Source organism: Thermoplasma sp. (genome assembly GCF_023256435.1).
Taxonomy (GTDB): domain Archaea; phylum Thermoplasmatota; class Thermoplasmata; order Thermoplasmatales; family Thermoplasmataceae; genus Thermoplasma.
Window position 1 is genome coordinate 23,976 of record NZ_JAGDXM010000022.1, and the last position, 20,319, is coordinate 44,294.

General features: G+C 44.8%; 21 protein-coding genes. 14 read left to right on the forward strand and 7 right to left on the reverse strand.

The features are described 5' to 3' along the window. Positions 1-37 precede the first annotated feature (37 nt). Complete coding sequence (locus tag Q0C15_RS02770) at positions 38-382, forward strand: hypothetical protein (protein WP_297215841.1); 345 nt, start codon at positions 38-40, stop codon at positions 380-382. A 3-nt stretch (positions 383-385) separates the two neighbouring features. Here the strand turns inward: Q0C15_RS02770 and hutH are convergent, their stop codons facing one another. Beyond that, positions 386-1,876 carry a histidine ammonia-lyase gene (gene hutH, locus Q0C15_RS02775; protein ID WP_297215844.1) on the reverse strand — a complete coding sequence of 497 codons (1,491 nt, stop codon included), beginning with the start codon at positions 1,874-1,876 and terminating at the stop codon, positions 386-388. Positions 1,877-2,035: 159 nt separating this feature from the next. Between hutH and Q0C15_RS02780 the strand changes: the two genes are divergently transcribed. The 5 genes from Q0C15_RS02780 to aroF all read left to right on the forward strand — a co-directional run bounded on the left by Q0C15_RS02780 (position 2,036) and on the right by aroF (position 4,880). Further along, the gene (locus tag Q0C15_RS02780; protein ID WP_297215847.1) at positions 2,036-2,269 is read left to right on the forward strand and encodes a helix-turn-helix domain-containing protein; all 234 of its coding nucleotides are present in this window, start codon (positions 2,036-2,038) and stop codon (positions 2,267-2,269) included. An 88-nt stretch (positions 2,270-2,357) separates the two neighbouring features. After that, positions 2,358-2,696, forward strand: coding sequence for a carboxymuconolactone decarboxylase family protein (locus Q0C15_RS02785; protein ID WP_297215849.1), 339 nt, complete (start codon positions 2,358-2,360; stop codon positions 2,694-2,696). Between the two features lie 125 nt (positions 2,697-2,821). Next, positions 2,822-3,355, forward strand: a complete 534-nt coding sequence (locus tag Q0C15_RS02790) for a chorismate mutase (RefSeq protein WP_297215851.1) — start codon at positions 2,822-2,824, stop codon at positions 3,353-3,355. Beyond that, positions 3,352-3,942, forward strand: a complete 591-nt coding sequence (locus tag Q0C15_RS02795) for a prephenate dehydrogenase/arogenate dehydrogenase family protein (RefSeq protein ID WP_110640251.1) — start codon at positions 3,352-3,354, stop codon at positions 3,940-3,942. Before Q0C15_RS02790 ends, Q0C15_RS02795 begins: the two co-directional genes overlap by 4 nt. Continuing rightward, the gene (gene aroF / locus Q0C15_RS02800) at positions 3,939-4,880 is read left to right on the forward strand and encodes a 3-deoxy-7-phosphoheptulonate synthase (RefSeq protein WP_297215854.1); all 942 of its coding nucleotides are present in this window, start codon (positions 3,939-3,941) and stop codon (positions 4,878-4,880) included. Before Q0C15_RS02795 ends, aroF begins: the two co-directional genes overlap by 4 nt. Positions 4,881-5,101: 221 nt before the next feature. On the opposite strand, the gene amrS is transcribed toward aroF, so the two are convergent. Beyond that, on the reverse strand, positions 5,102-6,163 hold the full coding sequence (amrS, locus tag Q0C15_RS02805) for an AmmeMemoRadiSam system radical SAM enzyme (RefSeq protein WP_297215857.1): 1,062 nt from the start codon (positions 6,161-6,163) through the stop codon (positions 5,102-5,104). Positions 6,164-6,338: 175 nt separating this feature from the next. Between amrS and menC the strand changes: the two genes are divergently transcribed. Continuing rightward, complete coding sequence (gene menC, locus Q0C15_RS02810; protein WP_297215860.1) at positions 6,339-7,424, forward strand: o-succinylbenzoate synthase; 1,086 nt, start codon at positions 6,339-6,341, stop codon at positions 7,422-7,424. Here menC and Q0C15_RS02815 read toward each other — a convergent pair. Both Q0C15_RS02815 and Q0C15_RS02820 read right to left on the reverse strand, forming a co-directional pair. Continuing rightward, positions 7,416-8,384, reverse strand: coding sequence for a Gfo/Idh/MocA family oxidoreductase (locus tag Q0C15_RS02815; RefSeq protein ID WP_297215863.1), 969 nt, complete (start codon positions 8,382-8,384; stop codon positions 7,416-7,418). The genes menC and Q0C15_RS02815 overlap by 9 nt on opposite strands. Positions 8,385-8,539: 155 nt before the next feature. Continuing rightward, positions 8,540-9,307: an SDR family oxidoreductase gene (locus tag Q0C15_RS02820; RefSeq protein ID WP_297215866.1), complete on the reverse strand. Its 768-nt coding sequence runs from the start codon at positions 9,305-9,307 to the stop codon at positions 8,540-8,542. A 272-nt stretch (positions 9,308-9,579) separates the two neighbouring features. Here Q0C15_RS02820 and Q0C15_RS02825 point away from each other — a divergent pair, with 272 nt between their 5' ends. From Q0C15_RS02825 to dph2, 4 genes are all read left to right on the forward strand, one after another. Continuing rightward, positions 9,580-11,037 carry a sugar porter family MFS transporter gene (locus Q0C15_RS02825; protein ID WP_297215868.1) on the forward strand — a complete coding sequence of 486 codons (1,458 nt, stop codon included), beginning with the start codon at positions 9,580-9,582 and terminating at the stop codon, positions 11,035-11,037. A gap of 61 nt (positions 11,038-11,098) precedes the next feature. After that, positions 11,099-11,611, forward strand: a complete 513-nt coding sequence (locus tag Q0C15_RS02830) for a hypothetical protein (RefSeq protein WP_297215871.1) — start codon at positions 11,099-11,101, stop codon at positions 11,609-11,611. Positions 11,612-11,668: 57 nt separating this feature from the next. Continuing rightward, on the forward strand, positions 11,669-12,355 hold the full coding sequence (locus tag Q0C15_RS02835; protein WP_297215874.1) for a hypothetical protein: 687 nt from the start codon (positions 11,669-11,671) through the stop codon (positions 12,353-12,355). 99 nt (positions 12,356-12,454) lie between these two features. Continuing rightward, entirely contained in the window at positions 12,455-13,474 is a 1,020-nt protein-coding gene (gene dph2, locus Q0C15_RS02840; RefSeq protein ID WP_297215899.1) for a diphthamide biosynthesis enzyme Dph2, read from the forward strand. On the opposite strand, the gene Q0C15_RS02845 is transcribed toward dph2, so the two are convergent. Further along, complete coding sequence (locus Q0C15_RS02845) at positions 13,448-14,653, reverse strand: tRNA (N(6)-L-threonylcarbamoyladenosine(37)-C(2))-methylthiotransferase (RefSeq protein ID WP_297215877.1); 1,206 nt, start codon at positions 14,651-14,653, stop codon at positions 13,448-13,450. The genes dph2 and Q0C15_RS02845 overlap by 27 nt on opposite strands. A 234-nt stretch (positions 14,654-14,887) precedes the next feature. Here Q0C15_RS02845 and Q0C15_RS02850 point away from each other — a divergent pair, with 234 nt between their 5' ends. Continuing rightward, positions 14,888-15,421 carry an Lrp/AsnC family transcriptional regulator gene (locus tag Q0C15_RS02850; protein WP_010900686.1) on the forward strand — a complete coding sequence of 178 codons (534 nt, stop codon included), beginning with the start codon at positions 14,888-14,890 and terminating at the stop codon, positions 15,419-15,421. A gap of 109 nt (positions 15,422-15,530) precedes the next feature. Here Q0C15_RS02850 and Q0C15_RS02855 read toward each other — a convergent pair whose 3' ends face one another. Further along, positions 15,531-16,904 (reverse strand): aspartate ammonia-lyase, encoded by a 1,374-nt coding sequence (locus tag Q0C15_RS02855; protein ID WP_297215881.1) that lies wholly within the window; start codon positions 16,902-16,904, stop codon positions 15,531-15,533. A 190-nt stretch (positions 16,905-17,094) separates the two neighbouring features. Between Q0C15_RS02855 and Q0C15_RS02860 the strand changes: the two genes are divergently transcribed. Beyond that, positions 17,095-18,861 (forward strand): 2-oxoacid:acceptor oxidoreductase subunit alpha, encoded by a 1,767-nt coding sequence (locus Q0C15_RS02860; protein ID WP_297215884.1) that lies wholly within the window; start codon positions 17,095-17,097, stop codon positions 18,859-18,861. A gap of 5 nt (positions 18,862-18,866) precedes the next feature. Further along, positions 18,867-19,715 (forward strand): thiamine pyrophosphate-dependent enzyme, encoded by an 849-nt coding sequence (locus tag Q0C15_RS02865; RefSeq protein ID WP_297215887.1) that lies wholly within the window; start codon positions 18,867-18,869, stop codon positions 19,713-19,715. A 4-nt stretch (positions 19,716-19,719) separates the two neighbouring features. Here Q0C15_RS02865 and Q0C15_RS02870 read toward each other — a convergent pair. Next, positions 19,720-20,319, reverse strand: a 600-nt coding sequence (locus Q0C15_RS02870) for a hypothetical protein (protein WP_297215890.1), incomplete at its 5' end; no start/stop codon positions are given.

Genomic DNA, 20,319 nt, shown 5'->3' on the forward strand with positions numbered 1-20,319 from the left:
TGATTAAGGTTATATACCAATTGATAATAATTATATTATGAAGAATATAGCGGTCATAGTATCTTCCGGAAAAAACGAGAAGGAAAAAGTGCTGACAGCGCTGACGTTCGCCAACGTGGCAAGGAAAAACAAGCTGTTCGGGGACGTCAGGCTCATACTGTTCGGCCCAGTGGAAAGGATGGTGGCGGAGGGCGATAAGGACGTGATGAAGCTGCTCGATGACTTTGCAAGCATGGGCGATAAACCTGTAGCCTGCCAGGTCGTGGCAAATAACTTCAACATAGCAAACGATCTGCAGAGGGTGCAGAATCTGAAGATCGATATGGTAGGTCCAATCATAAAGGATCTTGCGGAAAAGGACTATGAATTTCTGACGTTCTGAACGTCACTGCAGCACAGATATGAACTCGCCCTTTTCCATCATCCTTTTTATTTCCTCTATATCGAACGAAGCCGGCCTGTCAGCATCAAGAGGCTTTATTTTTTCCCTGATCTTATCGTAAATTTTCCTTGTTGAGGGTGACATCCTTTTGTCTGTGAATTCTAGCGCCTGAGATCCAAGAAGATATTCTATGGCGATGATGTAACGAACATTATCTAGTATTTCGAGAAGCTTGAGCGAACCATTTGCACCCATGCTCACATGATCCTCCTGGTTGGCGGAGGTCGGTATTGTGTCGGCGGATGAGGGATAGGACAGTACCTTGTTTCTGTTGCAGAGCGCGGCAGCCGTATACTGCGGTATCATGTATCCAGAATTCAGTCCGCTGTTCTTCGTCAAAAATGGAGGCAGCCCGCTTAGATTTGTGTCCACAAGCCTGGCTAGGCGTCTCTCGATCATGTTTCCCAGATCCGTCAGCGCTATAGACAGGAAATCGGCTATGAGGGCAACCGGCTCTCCATGGAAGTTTCCACCAGAAACAACCTCGTCCCCGTTGAACAGGGGATTATCCGTTGCGGAGTTTATCTCCACCGAAAGTATGTTCTCCGCAAAATCCAGCACATCCGCGACAGACCCGTACACCTGGGGTATGCACCTCAGTGTGTAGGCGTCCTGAACCTTTGTCCTGTCCGATCTCTCTACAATCTCACTGCCCTTGAGGTATTCCCTGAACCTGTTTCCAATTGCAACCTGGCCTAAGTGCGGTCTTGCTCCCAGTATCCATGGAGTGAATGCTTTGGATGTCCCATTCAGAGCCTCGAAGGAGAGGAGCGCAGATCTTAAGGCGTTCTCCAGCGTATCATGCGCATCCATCAGGGCTATGCTCAATATGCCTGCCATGAAGGACGTGCCGTTAATCAAGGCTACGCCCTCCTTTTCTTTGAATTCATATGGTTTCAGGCCGGCCTTTTCCAGAGCCTTTGACGAGTCCATCAGCCGCCCCTCATAGAATGCCTTGCCCTCTCCCATCATTGCCAAGCCTATATGCGCCAGCGGGGCAAGATCTCCGCTTGCGCCAACCGATCCGTACTTAGGCACGGCTGGTATAACGTCCTTGTTCAGCATATCCATGATCATCTTTAGAAGATCAGGTGATACCGCTGAGTATCCCACAGCGAGGCTGTTCAGCCTGACAACCATTATGGCCCTTACGTACTTCAGATCAAGATACTGGCCGACCCCGGATGAATGGCTTCTTATGAGATTTTTCTGAAGTTCGATCTCCTGATCCCTCTGGATGCGCACATTCAATAAACTGCCGAATCCTGTATTGACCCCATATACAGTTCTATCAGAATTTATGAGCTGGATAAAGGATCTGTGTTTTTCTTCGATGGATTTGAGGGTCTCGTCATTTATGCTCAGTCTGTCGCCCTCAACGGCCACGGCATATACGTCCTCAATGCTCAGCGATTTTCCATCTATCTCAATCATATAATTGAGAGCATAAGGAATCATATGTTTTTTACTGTATTTTTATTGAGTTGACTATTTTTGTTCATGATTCCTTATGTATATAATATTGCAATCTCATACCGGATATTCACGTTTTGCTGCAAGAAATATTTTTATATCAGATGGCAGTTGTCATCTGTGTATCAAAACGTGGACGTCAGGGAATTCCCACTTTCGGTCAGGTTGGTTTTTTCCTACCTGAAGGATCAAAAGATATCGGATGTGGCACATATAATGGAGGCCACAGGCCTTTCAAGGCGATCCGTGATGTACGCAGTTAGGGTACTCAAAGAGGCAAACCTCATAGATATCCAGATATGCCTTTCAGATACCAGAAGACGCTTTTACTGCGTGAAGATATCCGGTACGTGATATTGGGCATTCTGTATATTATTCTTCCGATAAGTGCACATTCTGCACATTGATCAAGCTTGAAGTATTACAATCTGATATTGATTATATGGATGCATCGGAAAAATTAGGTGAGATAAACGAAGTGTTCAAACTTAGCAAGAAGTTGAAACCTGAGATCACGGATAAGTTTCTGTCCTTTATGGAATCTACTCTTGGGAATGGTTCTCTTGATGTTAAGGCAAAGGAACTGATCGCTCTATCGCTTTCTTTGGCGCTACAGTGTGAGTGGTGCATACCTTATCATACCGCAAAGTGCCTGGAGGCAGGGTGCAGTGAAGAAGAGATGATCGAGGCATCATATATATCAGCTATAATGGCCGGAACACCGGCTTTGATGAACGTAAAGATCATGGCCGACGCGATTGAGCAGCTAAAAAATAAATGATTGAAATATTAGATATATTAATATGTTTATAAGTTTACTATATCTATACTATATATTCTGACAATTTTTCATTTATCAAGAGAAAATTTAAGAATGATAGACATATACACGCATTATGAAGTCTGGTGGTTCACTTTATAGACCTTGAGGATCTCAGGGCTAAAGTGCTGGAAAATACAAGGCAGCTAGTTCTTCTCATGAATGAGCGCATGGAGCTTGCAAGGCATATTGCCGAAATAAAGGGCGATCATGGAATGCAGATAAGGGATCCGGTGAGGGAGGCGCTCGTCAGGCAGGAGCTTAAGACGGACAACCCCCTTCTGAACCTGATATTTGAGGCAACGATCGTGGAGCAGGTGGGCGGGATAAAGCTCGACGATCCTATACAGCTGTCCGGTACCCGCGACAGTCTGATGTTCATTCTAGGCCTCTTCATCTGCAGGCCGGGTCTTGAAGTTCACAGTAAGAACGTTCCTGAGAGCTTCATTAAGGGATGCTCTGTAAGCGGTGGCCATTTCGTTGATGGAGATTCGGCATGCGGCATGCTGATCGATATAGGTTCAGGCTTTCCGGTTCGGCTGACTGATAAAAGTATGACCATATTCCCGGATGCGCTGGATATACGTAATAAAAACAATATTCTGAGGGTGAGGCTTTGAAAGCAGCGATCATAGGCAGGGAGGGCAGGATCGGCAGAGTGATCTCTGACATATTGCAGAATAACGGCGTAGAGATCGATGATGACGCCGATCTGGCATTTCTATGTGTTCCAATAAGGCCGGCCATCGATTACATAGAGAAGGGAGGGCATACCTATGTGGAGGTATCTTCCGTCAAATCCGCATTCAAGAGATTCGCCGGATCCATAGTGAGCATACATCCCCTGTTTGGGCCGTCCAGCTACAGGGATGGGATGCACCGGACCATCGTTTTCATAAACGATATATCAAACGTAAAATATAAAGAGATAATAGAGGAAATGTTCAGAGGCTACGAAATAGTATCCATGAGTGCCGAAGAACACGATCGAATGATGGTAAATGACATGATAATTCCATATCTTATGTCGATGATAGCGAAGCGGACGGATGCAAAATACAGAACGCGATCCTTCGACCTTATGAAGAGCCTCGCATCCATAGTCGATGGAGAGAATCAGGAGGTACTGATGGATACCATAAAGCTGAATCCCTATGCAGGCGTCGCAAGGGAGACCATAGAGGAAATTCTTGAGGTGATTTCATGATAGTAATTGCAAAGGACGAAAACGATAAAAGAACGATTCAGGAGGATCTGGAAAAGAGAGGATCGGAATACCATATGATAAAGCTCTACGATAATTATGTCTTCATGTCGGACGGCGGCGATGAGGAAAAGGACAGGCTTTACTCTCGAAAATTCAGGAAGAAGAGCATAATAGACGTCTCCGGTGTCAGGATAGGCGAGGGCCTGAAGATAGCCGCCGGGCCCTGCTCGGTGGAAAACGAGGAGATGATTCTGGATATAGCCAGATCTGTCAAGGCAGCGGGTGCAGATATGATCAGGGGTGGCGCCTTCAAGCCGAGAACTTCGCCGTATTCGTTTCAGGGCCTGGGCGAAGACGGAATAAAATATCTGGTTGAAGCAAAGGAGGAAACTGGACTCCCCATTGTAACAGAGATAATGAATCCCGCATACTACAGGTACTTCGATGGAGTGGATATGCTGCAGGTCGGATCCAGAAACGCGCAGAATTTCGATCTACTCAGATTCCTTGGGAAGCAGAAGAAGCCGGTGCTTCTCAAGAATGGTATGGGAAACACAGCAAAGGAATGGTTGGAAACCGCGGAATACATACTGTCTGGAGGAAATGGAAATGTAGTTCTCTGCTACAGAGGGGTCAGAGGCATAGAGAATTCGACGCGCTTCACAATGAACGTTGGAAGCATAATCTACGCAAAGTCAGAGACGCATCTGCCAATATGCGCAGATCCCAGCCACGCCTCGGGAAGACGTGATTTTGTCGAATCCATGGCGCTCGCTTCAGTGGCCGCTGGCGCGGACATGCTGGAGATAGAGGTTCATAACGATCCGGACAGGGCATTATCCGATGCGGATCAACAGATAACGCCTTTCGATCTAAAGAGAATAATAGAGAAGGCAAGGGCTCTAAAAAGGGAGCTCGATGCCTGGGACAAGCAGTAATATTGAAAAATCTCATACATCGATCAAAATACTGGATTTCCGTATTTTTCGGTTATCTGTATTTTCATAGATAGCATCATCGGCCCTGGCCTATACGAAATATGCATGGAGGGCAAAGATGTCTATGCGGAAGAGAATATCCGAGGATTCTGATCAGAGGAAGCCCAATTTATGAGCAATATCCATCCGCACAAAATGTATCGCGATATAAGCTATATTTCTCAGAAAATGTAGTCGGATGTCCTATCGCTGTTCAGTGGTATATGCGGATCAAAGCCGCATTTTTTGCACCTTCCATTTTTGTCCAGGCCTACAACCTTTGATGAGAAGATAAAGCGCTCTATGAGAAGATTGCCGCAGTTTGGGCAGTACGTGTTCTCGTAGTATCCCGGTACATTTCCTATATATACGTATTTGAAACCCATAGACACGGCAAGATCGCGATGCTTCTTCAGGGTTTCAACCGGGGTTTCTGGCAGATTCATCATCATATAGTCTGGATGAAACCTCAGAAAACTTATGGGTACATATTCTCCAATTATATCCATTATCCTCTTGAGCATTAATCGTGCATCATCTAGGTTGTCACCAACTTCCGGCACGACAAGGTCTGTTATCTCCACGTGAATTCCTGCAGCTTTCAGGTTTTCTATGGTTCTGAATATGGGTTCTGCTGAGGGCACGGATATGTATTTCCTGTAGAACGCATCGCTGGCGTTTCCCTTGAAATCCACAGTAGCGGCATCTAGGAAATCTCTGGCATAATCTACTGCTTCAGGCGTTTCGAAGCCGTTAGTCACGAATATGTTTATCAGGCCTTTTCTCCTGGCTATGACACCGATGTCATGGGCGTATTCCATAAAAATGCTAGGCTCATTGTATGTGTAGGCTATGCCGCGGCAGCCCATGCTTATGGCTTCCTCCACTATCTGCTGCGGTTCATAATGATAGCCTGTTATCGTCCTTCTCTGGCTTATGTCATAGTTCTGGCAGTACTGACATGCAAAACTGCATCCAACAGTGCTGAGCGAATATATCATTGATCCAGGGAACATGTGAAGGACGGGCTTCTTTTCGATTGGATCCACATTTATGGCGGCAGGAATCCCGTATACGAGGAGATATAGGTCTCCATCGATATTCTTTCTGACGCCGCAAAAGCCGGTTTTGCCTTCTTTCAGTTTACAGTATCTGCTGCAGGCTGTGCACTCAACCATGTCATCGATCTTCCGGTAAAGAGTCGCTTTAACCGGCCTGTTGATGACCGCCTGCTCTAATGGCATAATAGATCATAATATCAATGAAATGCAAGCATTTAGCTGTTTTGTATTGGCTGAATATATACCTCTTATCTTCTTCTTTTTAAGAAGTGCTTTATAGAATGGTTAGGGATTGGGTGGCTCATGCTGAGAAATCATGCGAGGAATAATTAAATAGCGGCCTTGGAATTAGATGATCATGCAGATCAATTTCTACAGGGTTAGAATCCCATTTCTAAGGCCATTCACAACGAGTTTTGGAACAGAGGAATACAGGGAGGCACTGCTTTTCAGGATTTCGCACGAAGGCATAGATGCATATTCCGAATCAGTCACATCGGTGATACCAGACTATGGATATGAAGATAACACCACTGCCATGCATGTGATAAGGGATCTTGCGGCAAAATATATCGCAGACCTACCTGATCCAGCCACATTTATGGAGAGGGTGAAGGGGATAAAGGGACACAATATGGCAAAGGCCGCACTGGAGATGCTGCTCTGGGATTATCACAGCAAGGCTAGCAATCAGCCCCTTTACAGATATCTGGGAAAGAGCAGAGGCTATGCCAACGTTGGAATATCCATAGGCATGGCGAAGATTGAAGATATGGAGGATCAGATAGAGAAGGCCCTATCGCTGGGATACAAGAGGATAAAGGTGAAGATCGCAAGGGGAAGGGAAAACATAGTCAAAGAGATACGCGATTCGTTTCCTGATATACCATTGAGCGTGGATGCGAACGGAGATTACGGTGCGGCCGATATACCGAGGTTAAAGGATCTGGACAGGTACGATCTTGAATATATCGAACAACCATTTCCCGGTGATGATCTGATATATCATTCCAAGCTGAAAAAGGAGATCTCAACACCCATATGTCTTGACGAATCTATAACCTCTGCGGATAAGGCGCTGAAGGCCTTCGATATAGGAGCTGCTGACGTTATAAATATCAAACCAGGACGCATTGGGGGGTTCTCAGAATCGCTGAAGGTCGCAGAGATAGCTAGAGAGAATGGAGGTCATGTCTGGGTTGGTGGAATGCTTGAGACGGGCATAGGCAGGGCATTCAACATAGCCTTTGCATCCCTGGAGATGGTTGATTATCCTGGAGATACATCACCCAACGAAAAGTACTTTGGCAAAGACATCGTTCTAAACCCATTCAAGATGAAGAATGGGATCATAGAACCGTATCATGATGCTGGCATAGGGGTAAGGATCGATGAGGGCGCTCTGATTAGGTACATGGTCGAGGCGGGCACCATATCAGTCTGATGAGGCCTTGTAAATCCTGTCGATCGTTATTATGTCTCTTAGCGCTATCTCCGGAGGCATGGGTACAGGTTCGTCCTTCTCCACCGATTCAAGAAAGCCTCCGATCTCCTTTTCTATCACGTCATAAGTTTCGACGGGAATATGCTTCCCGTTGACTATTATATCTCCATAGGCCGTCTTTCTCTTCCTCTGTGTCCACGGTTCCAGTGGCTTCGTTCCGACATCTTCATAGATGCTTCCATTATCACCAATAATTTCAAATTCAGGTATCAGCGGATACTCTGGATAATTCCATGAATAGAAGAATATGCCGTGCATACCGTTTTCAAAATTGAACACCGCCTCAGCCGTATCTTCACCCACATAATCCCACGTTCTGTGCACGAACGATCGAAGAGATCTGAAATTCCCGCCAAAATTAAGCAGTGTATCGATATAGTGCGTGCCTTCATCGATCAGTATGCCCCGGCCTACCATCCCCTTTTCGTTTCTCCAACCCTCCAGCTTTCTGTAGGACTGATGCCTCACTATGACTGTGTGCGGTGTCCCTATCTCCCCGTTCTTTATCCTGCGGATGGCCTCCGCAACTGATGGATCGAAGTAGAACTGTTCGGCAACCATGAACTTCAATTTAGACTCATTTGCCTGCTGTATCAGGCTTATGCCAGAATCTATGTCAGGTGTTATGGGTTTCTCAACAAGCAGATTCTTCTTTGCTCTGATCGCAAGTGTACCCATTTCGTAATGCAGGCCATCAGGTACTACAAGATCTATAATATCTGCATTTGATCGCAGAGCATCTTCATAGTTTTCGTATACCTTAGATATTCTGAACTGTTCCATGCATCTTCTGGCTTCTTCCGGATCTCTCTCCACTATTGCCACATCGTAGCCGAGCTTTGAATAGATCCTTAGGTGCTCCTTCCCGAAACCCCTGCAACCAACCAATACAATATCCATATGGGCTTAAAATTGCCCTATGACACTTAAACCTTTTGATTATAATTATTTTATTTAATGATAACGTAAAAAGATAGCATGCCACTATGACCCTTAAAATTATGACCTCTCTGAACTGAACTTATTTTAAAAATGTGAAATAATAAAAAATAAGTTTATACGCTGTGGGTCAGGTTATCGATCCTGCCTCCGTCGATCACGATGACCTGTCCGTTCATGTATTCTGAATCGTCCGAGGCAAGGAAAAGCGCTACGTTACCAACGTACTCTGGCCTGCCGATCATTTTCAGCGTTGTTCTGGATCTGAAATCATCTTCAAGCTTCCTGATCTCATCTTGGCTCTTTCCGCCTATGGTGAGATCGGTCTCGATCCAGCCCGGCGCTATTGCGTTTACCCTTATTCCATATTCTGAGAGGTCAAAGGCCAGCCTCTTGGTGAGCATGATGACACCGGCTTTGGTTATGGAATAGAATGTTGTGTTTCTGGCAGCGGTTCCTATTCCAGCGTTTGATGCTATATTTATTATCTTTCCCTTTTTCTCCTTCAGATCCTGGAGGAATTCGAGAGTTGTGTATATCTGCCCCATGAGGTTCACATCTATCATACGCCTGACCTTGGAGTCGTCATACTGGTCAAAGGGCATTAGATACCATATCCCTGAGTTGTTGACTAGTATGTCTATCTTTCCCAACTTGCTGTGGATCTCCATTGCCATCCTGTGAACCTGTTCACGGTCAGATACGTCTGCCTTGAATATTTCCCCACCGGTTTTCTTTTTCACCTCAAGGGCGCTTCTTTCATCGCTGTTGTAATTTATGGCTACTTTGGCCCCTTCTTCGGAAAATTTCTCTGCAATAGCCCTTCCAAGACCCTTGCTTGCGCCAGTTATGAGCGCAATCTTTCCCTCAAGCTTTCCAGACATACATGGTTATTAGGGCATCTTTGAAAAATATTTTCCAAATTGCATTATTATATATATTTGGTATCTTTATCAATTATTATTTGATATTAGAATATTACATTGGTTCTTCTTATTTCCATCCATGTTGATCTATATTAATTTTGCTGGTATTCATCCATTCTTTATATATTGGGTCATCTAGGTATTTATAATGATCTATGAAAATATATATATTTTAAACGTTCTGCAATTTAATGTAGGAAAATTATTAAGTATTATGCGGATTTTATAGCATGGAATCTTCAGTCAGATATTCAGAACTGATCGAAAGACTCGATATGAGCAAGGTCACCAGATTCTACTGGCTTCTGACGATACTCGCTACCATAGGCGGATTCCTTTTCGGATATGATACCGCAAATATCGGATCTGCTTTACCGTTCATAGAGAGGATATACCCAGGGATATCCGGATTTGTAGAGGGTTACTTGGTTGCGGGAGCATCTCTAGGAGCTGGCGTTGGTGCACTTGTTGCTGCAGGCCTTACTGACAGATATGGAAGAAAGTATCTGCTTATAGCGGATGCAGCCATATATGCGGCTGGAGCACTGCTTTCGGCCTTCACCGTCGATCTAGTCATGCTTCTGCTCTCAAGAACTCTGATAGGTATAGCAGTGGGTGCAGACTCTGGGATAGCAACTGCTTACATAGCTGAATATGCGCCGAAGGCTAAAAGAGGAACCTTGGGAATATTGCAGCAGTGGATGATAACGATCGGAATTCTCGGGGCTTATCTTGTTGGGATGGCTACCCTCTTCTTTGCTCCAGGTCTGGCGTTCAAGTTTGGCTGGAGGATAATGCTGGGGGTTGCCGCCATACCGGCAGCCATCGGCCTTGCATTCAGGTTTATGATGCCAGAGTCCCCCAGATGGCTCCTGGTCAAGGGAAAATATCGAGAAGCAGCCACATCGCTCAAAAAACTTGGAATATCAATGAATGAAGAAGAGCTGAAGTCTGTTAAACTTACACAGCCGCATGGTATAACTCCTGGTGTGAAGAGGGCTCTGCTGATAGTTGGCCTGTTCTTCGTGTTCCAGCAGATAACAGGAATAAACATACCATTCTATTACGGTCCGGTTGTTCTCCAGAACCTGCACATAGTGGGAAAATCGACGTCGCTCGTCTACAGCATATACTATTCGGTAGCGGCTTCTGCCATACTTGCCATAATAAACGTCGCGGCCACATACATAGGTTTCAGGTATATCGATTCTGTCGGTAGGAGGAAGCTGGCTCTGATGGGCTACGCAGGCATGACGTTCTTTGGAATACTTGGTGGCTTGCTGTTATACCTAAAGCTCGACATAGGCCTGTTCATAGCATTTGCCGGGTTCATCATATTCTTTGCATTCGGTGTTGGAGGAACAGGCTGGATGATACAGGGAGAATACTTCCCAACGAGCATGAGGGGCCTTTACGCATCCCTGGGTGCATTCATAGACTGGATAGCCAATTTTGCCATCGTTGAACTCTTCCCTGTTATGGATTCTGCCATAACGATAAAGAACGTGGAGTTTGTCTTCGGAATCCTGTCCCTTATAGCTCTGATACTGTTTTACTACATAATGCCAGAGACCAAGGGGCTTTCCGTGGAGCAGATAGACACGCTGTTCGAAAACAACACACTGGGACAGATGAAGAAAGCTTCTATATCTATAAGGAAAGAGGCTGCTCCAGCCGATCCCAAATGAATTATTTTATTAAATTTTTATCAAAAACATTTTAATAAGGCGATTCTGTTCTCTTACCATAATGAGGAAGAAGATCGTACTGATAGGTCTTATCATATTCATAGTCGGTATCGCAATGGCGGCTGGCGGGGATTACCTTGTTGGGCATTACACGGTAACGGGTACCGCTATAGAACAGATTTCAGCTGGTATGTACGGCCATGAGATCAACATATCCGCACCATCTCTTCTGACGGTGGACAGCACATTTTCATCGGTATACCTCGTGTCATCGGCTAACCTTACTGGCCTCAATGCATCCAATGTAGCGTCCAGATCCATAAGCCCGCTGACCACCACATCAGTATCCTCTGAGCATGTGTGGGCTTACGATCTCACAGCAGCAGGATCATATTATATAATTGCATTCAACAGCTCTGCTCCGACCATAACCTACAGCTACATACCTTTGAGCTACTCATACATATCCGTTGTGATGCTGATAGGCATAGTTCTCATAATAGTTGGAATAATAATAGCAGTGATCGGACTGATTCTAAGGAAAAAACAGGTGCCAGAAGAACCGCAGATCTGACTCTTCATTTCCTATCGTGAAAATATTTAATAAATTACGAGATCTTCAATGGATCAAATGTTATTTAGCTACTCTCTATTGATGACTTCGTTTGCTGTTTTTGCCATTACAGCTGTCTACTCGTCAATATCAGACATGAAGAAGAGGAGCGTTAATTCTTTCACATTTCTTCCCATGTTTGCAATTGCTACGCTTTACTACGCCTATATACACGACTATTATCTTGTTGCGTTCACTATAATCCTTATGGTTGCCACATTCATACGCACTGATTCCTATCTATATTTTATCTTGCCAATCACCGCATTTGTAATGGCCATGATATTGGGGGCCATGAGCATAGGAACGATAATAGCTGTTGTTCTGACACTGCTGGGTTACAGAGAGACTCTCTTTGGCATCGGAGATGTGAAGGCCGAGGTCTCGTATATACTGGCTTTCCAGTATATTAGCAGGCCGTTATTTGGTGCATCAGTTTTTGCGATCAGCTTTCTGATATACCTTTCAATATTCTCCGTTCTGGCTATAGCAGCATTCTATGTCCATGCTGCGATTATAGGTCTAAAATTCAGAGGTATTCATCTCGCATACGACGAAGCAGAGTATTCAAGAAACAGGCAAAAGTACAGAGTAATCGGTTCAGGCGACCAGGCAATTATGTCATACAGGATGCCATTCCTCGTTCCCATAAACCTCGCCGCCTTATTCGCAGTTCTGATTGGACTGCCACAGATGTTCATTTGATATTTCATTCGGCGAGATGTAATTTAGGGTTATTTTCCCGAAAGGAAGAGATAAAATACTGGAGGGCAATGCATCCTCGATCAGGTGCATCAATTGGCTGTGGAACAGAAAATGCCAGAATTTGTCATTCGCGATGTGGAAGAGGCCGATGCCAGGCTGAAAGAGCTTGGATCAAAGAGAATACTCCTGCAGCTGCCCGACGGCTTGAAGCCCTATGTATTTGACTATTTCAATTATCTTTCCCAGAGATACGATGTTATAGTGTCTTCGTCCCCCGTGTATGGTGCATGCGATATCGGCCCTTCGTATCTCTATGATAGGGTAGATGCGATAGTTCAGATCGGGCATTCGGTAATGCGGAACATTAAGTATCCGAAGCCAGTAATATTCATTGAACATTACAGGGATGTTGAGATAAGGGAATTTGATACGAAACCCATTGAAAAATATTCTAAGATAGGACTCATCTATTCAATACAGTATCGTTTTGCTGCTCAACGCGTTAAGAGCATACTTGAGGAGAGGTCGTTCACCGTCCTTATAGGAAAATCAGATAGAAGAATGGCCTACGACGGTCAAGTTCTTGGATGCAACTTCAGCTCAGTTCACTCCATTGAGAATGAGGTGGACGCATTTCTGATAGTTTCCACCGGTATATTCCATGCGCTGGGATCGCAGATATCCACAGACAAGCCCGTGTTTTTATTTGATCTGAACGAGATGTCGTTAAAGCCTATGGAGAAGGAGGCTGACGCCTTTATAAGAAGGCGCTATGCACAAATATACCGTGCCATGGATGCCAGAAAGATATGCTTTATCGTTGACACAAGGATAGGACAGCGCAGAGAGCGGCTTGCCAGGAAACTGATGCAGGATGCAAAGGGCCTGGGTATGGAGGCGATTCTGGCCTATACGGACAATATCAGCGATATGGACATGCAGAATATGGGTTGCAATCTCATCGTTTACACAGGATGCCCAAGAGTACCAATCGACGATCAGGAGAAATTTTCCGTACCCATATTGACGCCAGCCGAATTCGGGATGGCTTTTCTCAAATCAACGAACAGATACGTGCTTGACGAGATAGTTTCAGTCGACGATCCTGCCGATCAGTGAAGTGTTTTCGAAGCCGGTTATGCGAACAAGATGCCATGTGTATTTTCTGGCACTGGCTGATACAATAACTGGCCTGTATGCCACATCCCTCCCGATCATGGTTCCTGGCTTCCCATCCTCAGTTATCAGTATCCTCTCCTCCCTTCCGATCATTGCAGAAAACTTCTCCTGAATCAGCTGCCTGTGCAGTTCCGCTATCTTTCGATCCTGATCCTTCAACACATTTGTCGGTTTTGGTCTGCGTTCGAAATCCGCCGTCAGCTCCCTTGGTGAGAACCTTGTGACATTGACTATATCAGGCTTTACCTTACCTATGAGATCGTAGGTCAGGTCAAAGCTCTCATCCGTCTCGGCGTGATACCCTATGATGACATCGGTCGATATGGTAAGATCAGAAAAACGCCTCCTGAACGAGTTTACTATCTCAAGAAAATCTTTAACGGTGTATTCCCTGTTCATGGCCTGAAGTACATGATCGTCTCCGCTCTGAACCGGTATGTGAAGAAATTTGAACACCTTGGGATGATCGTAAGCATTCACGAGATCCTCGATTATTTCTGAGGTATTCTTGGGTTCCATCATGCCTACCCTGATCATGAAATCCCCAGGTATTTTGGAAAGCATCTCTATTAGTGATGGCAACCTGATACCGATGTCCTTTCCATAGGCTGCTGTATCGAGAGAGCTTATTCTTATCTCCTTCTTTCCAGACTCTATGATCATTCTGGCCTGATTCACAATTTTTTCTGGTCTTCTTGAAACAAGCTTCCCCCTGGCGATATGCGATATGCAGAAGTTGCATCTGCCTGTGCAGCCTTGATTTATTGGTATGCCAGACATGATTTCAGCATCTATTATCGAGGTATCATCGAGGTACTCCTGGAATTGCTGAAACCGATCCCTGTCAATGGACTCGATGACTCCTCCTGAGAGTTCCCTTCCCTTTATCGCGGACAGGCATCCTATCACCTGGACCCTTCCGTATCTGCTCAGTTCCTCTATCCGACGCATCATATGTTCTTCGGTCTTCTGTATGACTGCGCAGGTGCCTATTATTGAGACATCGGCTTCCTCAGGTCTTTTCACCAGTGTTGATCCCTCATTCAGCAATTTATTGACGTAGAGCCCAGTTTCTCCTTGATTTAGCGTGCAACCATAGCTCTCGTAGTAAATCTTCATTTGATGTGCATTTTTATCTCGTATATTAGTGTGATTTTCTGGGGAATCTGAAATCGATAACCATTTGATGATACGTCAAGTGTCGTAATTGACCATCGCAAAAACTAAATTACGGTTGTTATCGCATATTTGTTGATAGAAAATAATCCTTTTATAAAAAAATATTATTGCATCCGTTATTTAATAACAGAATCTTAAACTCAGAATTTATATATTTAAAATAAATAACTAAATATGGAAAAGAAAGACATATCAGATCAATATCTGGAGGGCTACAGCTGCGACGTGGCCATCCGCTGGTCCAGGATCGATCCATCACTTCTGCCTGTTGATGAACTAGACAAGCAGATAATATGCTTTCTCAGGTACAACGCAAGGATCTCAAATGCGGAGATAGCCAAGGCCCTCAATACCAGTGAAGCAACGGTGAGAAGGAGGATAAATGAGCTGGTCAGGAAAAAGATAATAATAGGATTCTCGGCTCTGGTCGATCTTCAGGCAGTGGAGAACAGTATAAAGGCCTACATAATAATAGACGTAGATCCAAATAAGATGGATGATGTTGCGAATTCCATAACTGATAACATAAACGTGCTGAGCCTTTATAGGAGGAGAGGAAAGAATCAGTTGATAGCGGAAACGCTGTTCCTGAATCTTGAGGCTATTGAAAATTTTGAGAGTCAGATCTCAAAGATGAGCGGCGTGAAGAACTTCGAAACCATGATCATATCTAAAGCCTACAGGAAGAACCCATGGATAGGCATATGATTATTTTCTAATTTTTCAACTCATTACGTCATTTATCTTTATTTTACAATAGCGAAAAGGATCATCGTTGAACAATTGATCAGAAATGAAAAGATATGAAAATATTGGTTTAATCTTTCGGTACGCCACTGTCCATTATCTTCATATACTGTTCTTCCGTGAGCTTTCCGGTGGCTAGCACAAGGCTCTTTATTGACTTTCCAGTCTCAACAGCCTCCCTGACGATCTTGGCCACATTATCGTAGCCTAGATACGGGTTCAGCAGCGCAGCGGATCCAAAGCTGTTTGCCAGATGCTCTCTGCATACCGGAACGTTTGCCTTGATCCCATCTATGAGCTTCTCCTTGAACATCTTAAGTCCGTTGGTCATGATGTCTATGGATCTTGTAAGCTCGTAATCTATGTTGGGCATCATCACGTTGAGCTCAAGCTGGCCTGCCTGTACGCTCATATTGACAGCCTGCTGCGATCCGATCACTGAATGGCATATCATGTTCATAGCCTCCGCTATTGACGGGTTGATCTTTCCAGGCATTATCGAAGATCCCTGCTGTACAGCTGGAATTATGATCTCGTGGATGCCTGTGCCTGGCCCGGAGTATAGAAGCCTGATATCGTTGGCGATCTTTTCAACATCCAGGGCAAGGTTTGTTACGGAGTTCATAACCCTGGAAAAATCTGTCATGAACTGCATTATTCCAAGCAGATTGGAACTCTTCCTAAAGTTCTCCTTTGTGATCTCATTGATGTGCTTCACAACGTTTTCTTGGTAATTCTTTGCCGTATTGATGCCTGTTCCAACTGCTGTACCGCCTATGTTGAGCTCCATTATGTAGTCAGATGCGTCTATTATCTCATCACGATCCTTCTTCATTGCGTAAGCGTAGGCTCCGAATTCCAATCCAAGTGTCACAGGAGCAGCGTCCTGCAGATGTGTTCTTCCGGGCTTTGCTATGCCTCTGAACTCCTTGCTCTTGTTCTCCAGACTCTCTATGAGCTCGTTCAGCGCGTTCTTCAACTTCTTGACCTTTTTGGAAACGGTCAGGCGCATCATGGTGGGGTAAACATCATTGGTTGACTGGCTCATGTTGACATGGTCGTTTGGGTGTATCACGGAGTAGTCACCCTTGTTCTTGCCCATCAGCGTGAGCGCCACATTGGCTATGACCTCATTGGCATTCATGTTGTAAGAAGTTCCGGCTCCGGCCTGATACACGTCGATCACGAACTGATCGTGGTATTTCCCGTTGATTATTTCATCGCATGCCTTTGATATGTAATCAGCCTTCTCTCTGTCGAGAGATCCACCATCAGCGTTGGCAAGAGCAGCAGCCTTTTTGACCTGCGCTATTGAAACAATGTGGTCAGAATCTGCGGTGAGACCCGTGATTCTGAAATTTTCTCTGGCTCTTGCTGTGTTTATGCCATAGAAAACATCATCAGGCAGTTGCACTTCCCCTATAACGTCTCTTTCTGTCCTCATGAGTGACTATCGTTTGAACATATAAATTTTTGATTGCCTCATTTACACAAGTGATGATCAAATGTTTTCTATATGTTCAATGGCATGACAAATATCTACAATGATCAAAATTGGTATCTTACCGATGCTATATATCAATTAGTTTAGAAAAGAGAAAAAACATATTAATATCATTCGGTGATAACAATAGATGACAATCATGAGGCAAAATGAGGTCATTATCAGAGTAGCCGGTGCAGCCGGTGATGGTGTGCAGTCGGCTGGTGAGATCTTGGTGAGAACTTTTGCAAGAAGTGGGCTTTATGCCACATCCTACAATTACTATCAGGATATAATAAGGGGTGGTGAATCTTGGTATCAGGTCCGTGCTTCTGACGTTAAGGTGAAGAATCAGGGGGACGGTCTTGACATACTTGTGGCACTGAACCAGGATGGTGTTGAGAGGCATACAAATCCAGATATAAATGAGGGTGGTGCTTCTCCTCTGGGAAAGGACGGAATCGCAATATTCGATAACTCGATCAAGGGTTACACGAAGAGAGATACCAACTACTGTCCAATGCCCCTCGCCGATATAGCGGCGAAGTACAGTAAGAATACGCTGCTGAAGAATACTGTTGGTCTTGGCGCGGCGATAGCGGCATCAGGAATAGATTTCAACATCTTCGCGGATGTGATAAGGGATCAGTTCGGCAAGAAGGGAGATATAGCTGAACTGAACGTTAAGGCGGCAAAGGAAGGCTACGATTATTTCCTGGCGAATTACAAACCGCTTGGTAAGAAATTCAAATTCGGAAAGAAGAAGTACATGATCTCCGGTGGTATGGCTGTTGCATTGGGTGCCGTAGCCGGCGGACTGAAGATGTATGTTGCTTATCCTATGACGCCTGCATCTTCAGCCCTTCACTTCCTTGCACAGCACGCCAAAAAGTATGGTGTTTTTGTCAAAATACCTGAGGATGAGATATCTGCTATAAACACGGTTATAGGCGCAAACTATGCTGGTGTCCGTGCCATGACAGGTTCCTCAGGAGGAGGCTTCGCCCTCATGACCGAGGCCGTGGGTTTATCCGGCATGACCGAGGTACCTCTCGTAATATATGAGGCACAGAGACCAGGGCCTTCGACTGGTCTGCCCACCAAGACGGAGCAGGGAGACCTAAATCAGGTCCTTGGCGCTTCGCAGGGAGATTTCCCGAGAATAGTGTTTGCTCCAGGCGACATAGAAGAGGCCTTCTATCTCACGAGGGAAGCCATGAATATAGCGGAAAAATACCAGACACCTGTTTTCATAATGTCCGATCTGTATCTGGCTGAGCATTACGATACCATAGACAGCTTCGATTTGAACTTCACCATAGATCACGGGCTCAGGGCCAAGGACAATGAGCAGGATTACAAGAGGTATCTTATAACTGAAACGGGCATATCGCCGAGGGCAATTCCCGGACAGCCTGGAAACATGCACAACGAGGATTCGGATGAACACAATGAATACGGGGACGTCGTCAGCGACGCCGTAACTAATCCACAGGACAGGATAAGGATGATGCAGAAGAGGATGCGCAAGATGGACACATACATAGAGGAGATGAAGCCTACACCCACGTACCATATAGAAGACGCAGAATACGTGATAATACAGTGGGGAAGTACGAAGGGGGCTGTAGAGGAGGCCGTAGACATACTCAGATCAAAGGGCATAAAGATAGGCGCCATAGAGGTCAAGAACGTGTTTCCGCTGAATCCTGACATAGGTACTCTCCTCAAGAACAAGAAGAAGATCATAGCGGTTGAAAACAACTATTCTGGGCAACTTTCAAAGTACATATCAGCCCAGTTCCTCGTCAAGCCAGATCTCATAACGAAGTACGACGGCGAGGCGTTTTATCCAAATGCGCTTGCTGACGAGATCGAGGTCAGGATTGGCAAGAAGAAGGAGGTCATAAGGGAGTGATCAAGATGAACATGAACGATTATAAGAATAAGAGGGTGCCGCCAGATTGGTGCCCAGGTTGTGGTAATTTCGCGCAGCTTTCTGCAATAACGATGGCTCTTGCGGAACTGAAGATAGATCCTAAGGATGTGGTTGTAGCATCTGGTATCGGATGCTCATCCAACATGCCTGAGTTCCTGAACACATACGGCTTCCATGGCCTTCATGGAAGGCTTGTGCCGTTCGCCGCTGGCGTAAAGTGGGCAAACTCAAAGCTGACAGTCATAGCATACGGTGGAGACGGTGATGGATTCTTTGAAGGCACACAGCATTTCTACCATACTGCAAAGAGGAATGTTGATATAACGTACATGGTATCCGATAATCAGGTCTTTGGTCTGACGACCGGGCAGGCCTCGCCTACAGCACCTATAGGACTCAGAACAAAGACTACACCGGACGGAAATATAGAGACTCCGTTCAACCCGATCGCCTTTGCGCTGAATGCTGGAGCGACATTTGTTGCAAGAGCATTCTCAGGAGATGTGAAACACCTGAAGGACATAACGGTACGTGCTATCAAGCACAAGGGGTTTTCCTTCATAGACGTCATCAGCCCATGCGTTACATGGAACAAGGAAAACAGCTATGAGTACTTCAGGCCCAGAGTCTACCATCTAGAAAACAACGATGTCACAAACTTCGACCAGGCATATAAGCTCGCTTTTGAATGGGGCGATCACATACCGATAGGCGTCTTCTATGAGGTGGAAAGGCCAACATACGAGGACCTAGACGAGGTTCTCAAGGATGGACCGCTTGTGGAACAGAAGGTACATACGCTTACCGAAGAGGACTTGGAAGAATTTGCATAATTCTTCAGTCCTTTTTAAATTTTGTTAAATAAATCGCAAGCAAAATTGTTCCGGTTATTAGAGTTAATATGCCAATTGATTCTATAGAAATATTTGAGTATGCGGTTTTTGCAATCTTCGTTGAATAAACCAGCGAAGTGTGCGAATTATTTCTTGTCAAAATCTGAACATCATAAGGGATGTTGCTGTATTGGGCTGGAAGAAATATATTGAAGTTAGTCCCTGGATCTAATGTGAGATTCTCGATTAACTTCGTGCTGGTCACGGTAACGCCAGTAAAATTTCTGTATTCTGAAATTATGTAAATACGTATCCATGTGGTGGAATTGCCTGCTATTATGGAAAGGTTTGATGGGATTCCGTAGAAGTTATATAATGTAATGTTTGAACTTCCATTGACTGAATAATCCTCGATCGAATAACTGTAATATATCGGATGCTGAGTGTAGGAATAACCTATAAGAACAGATCCAAGTAAGATTAGCAATATGGATAATGCTAAGAGCTTAATTCCAGGTCTCTTCCCGTCCAACAACTTTCGATTCTTTGCTATTTCTATGCTTATCCTGGAAATTCTATCAGTCCTCTTACCATTCTGTAAATA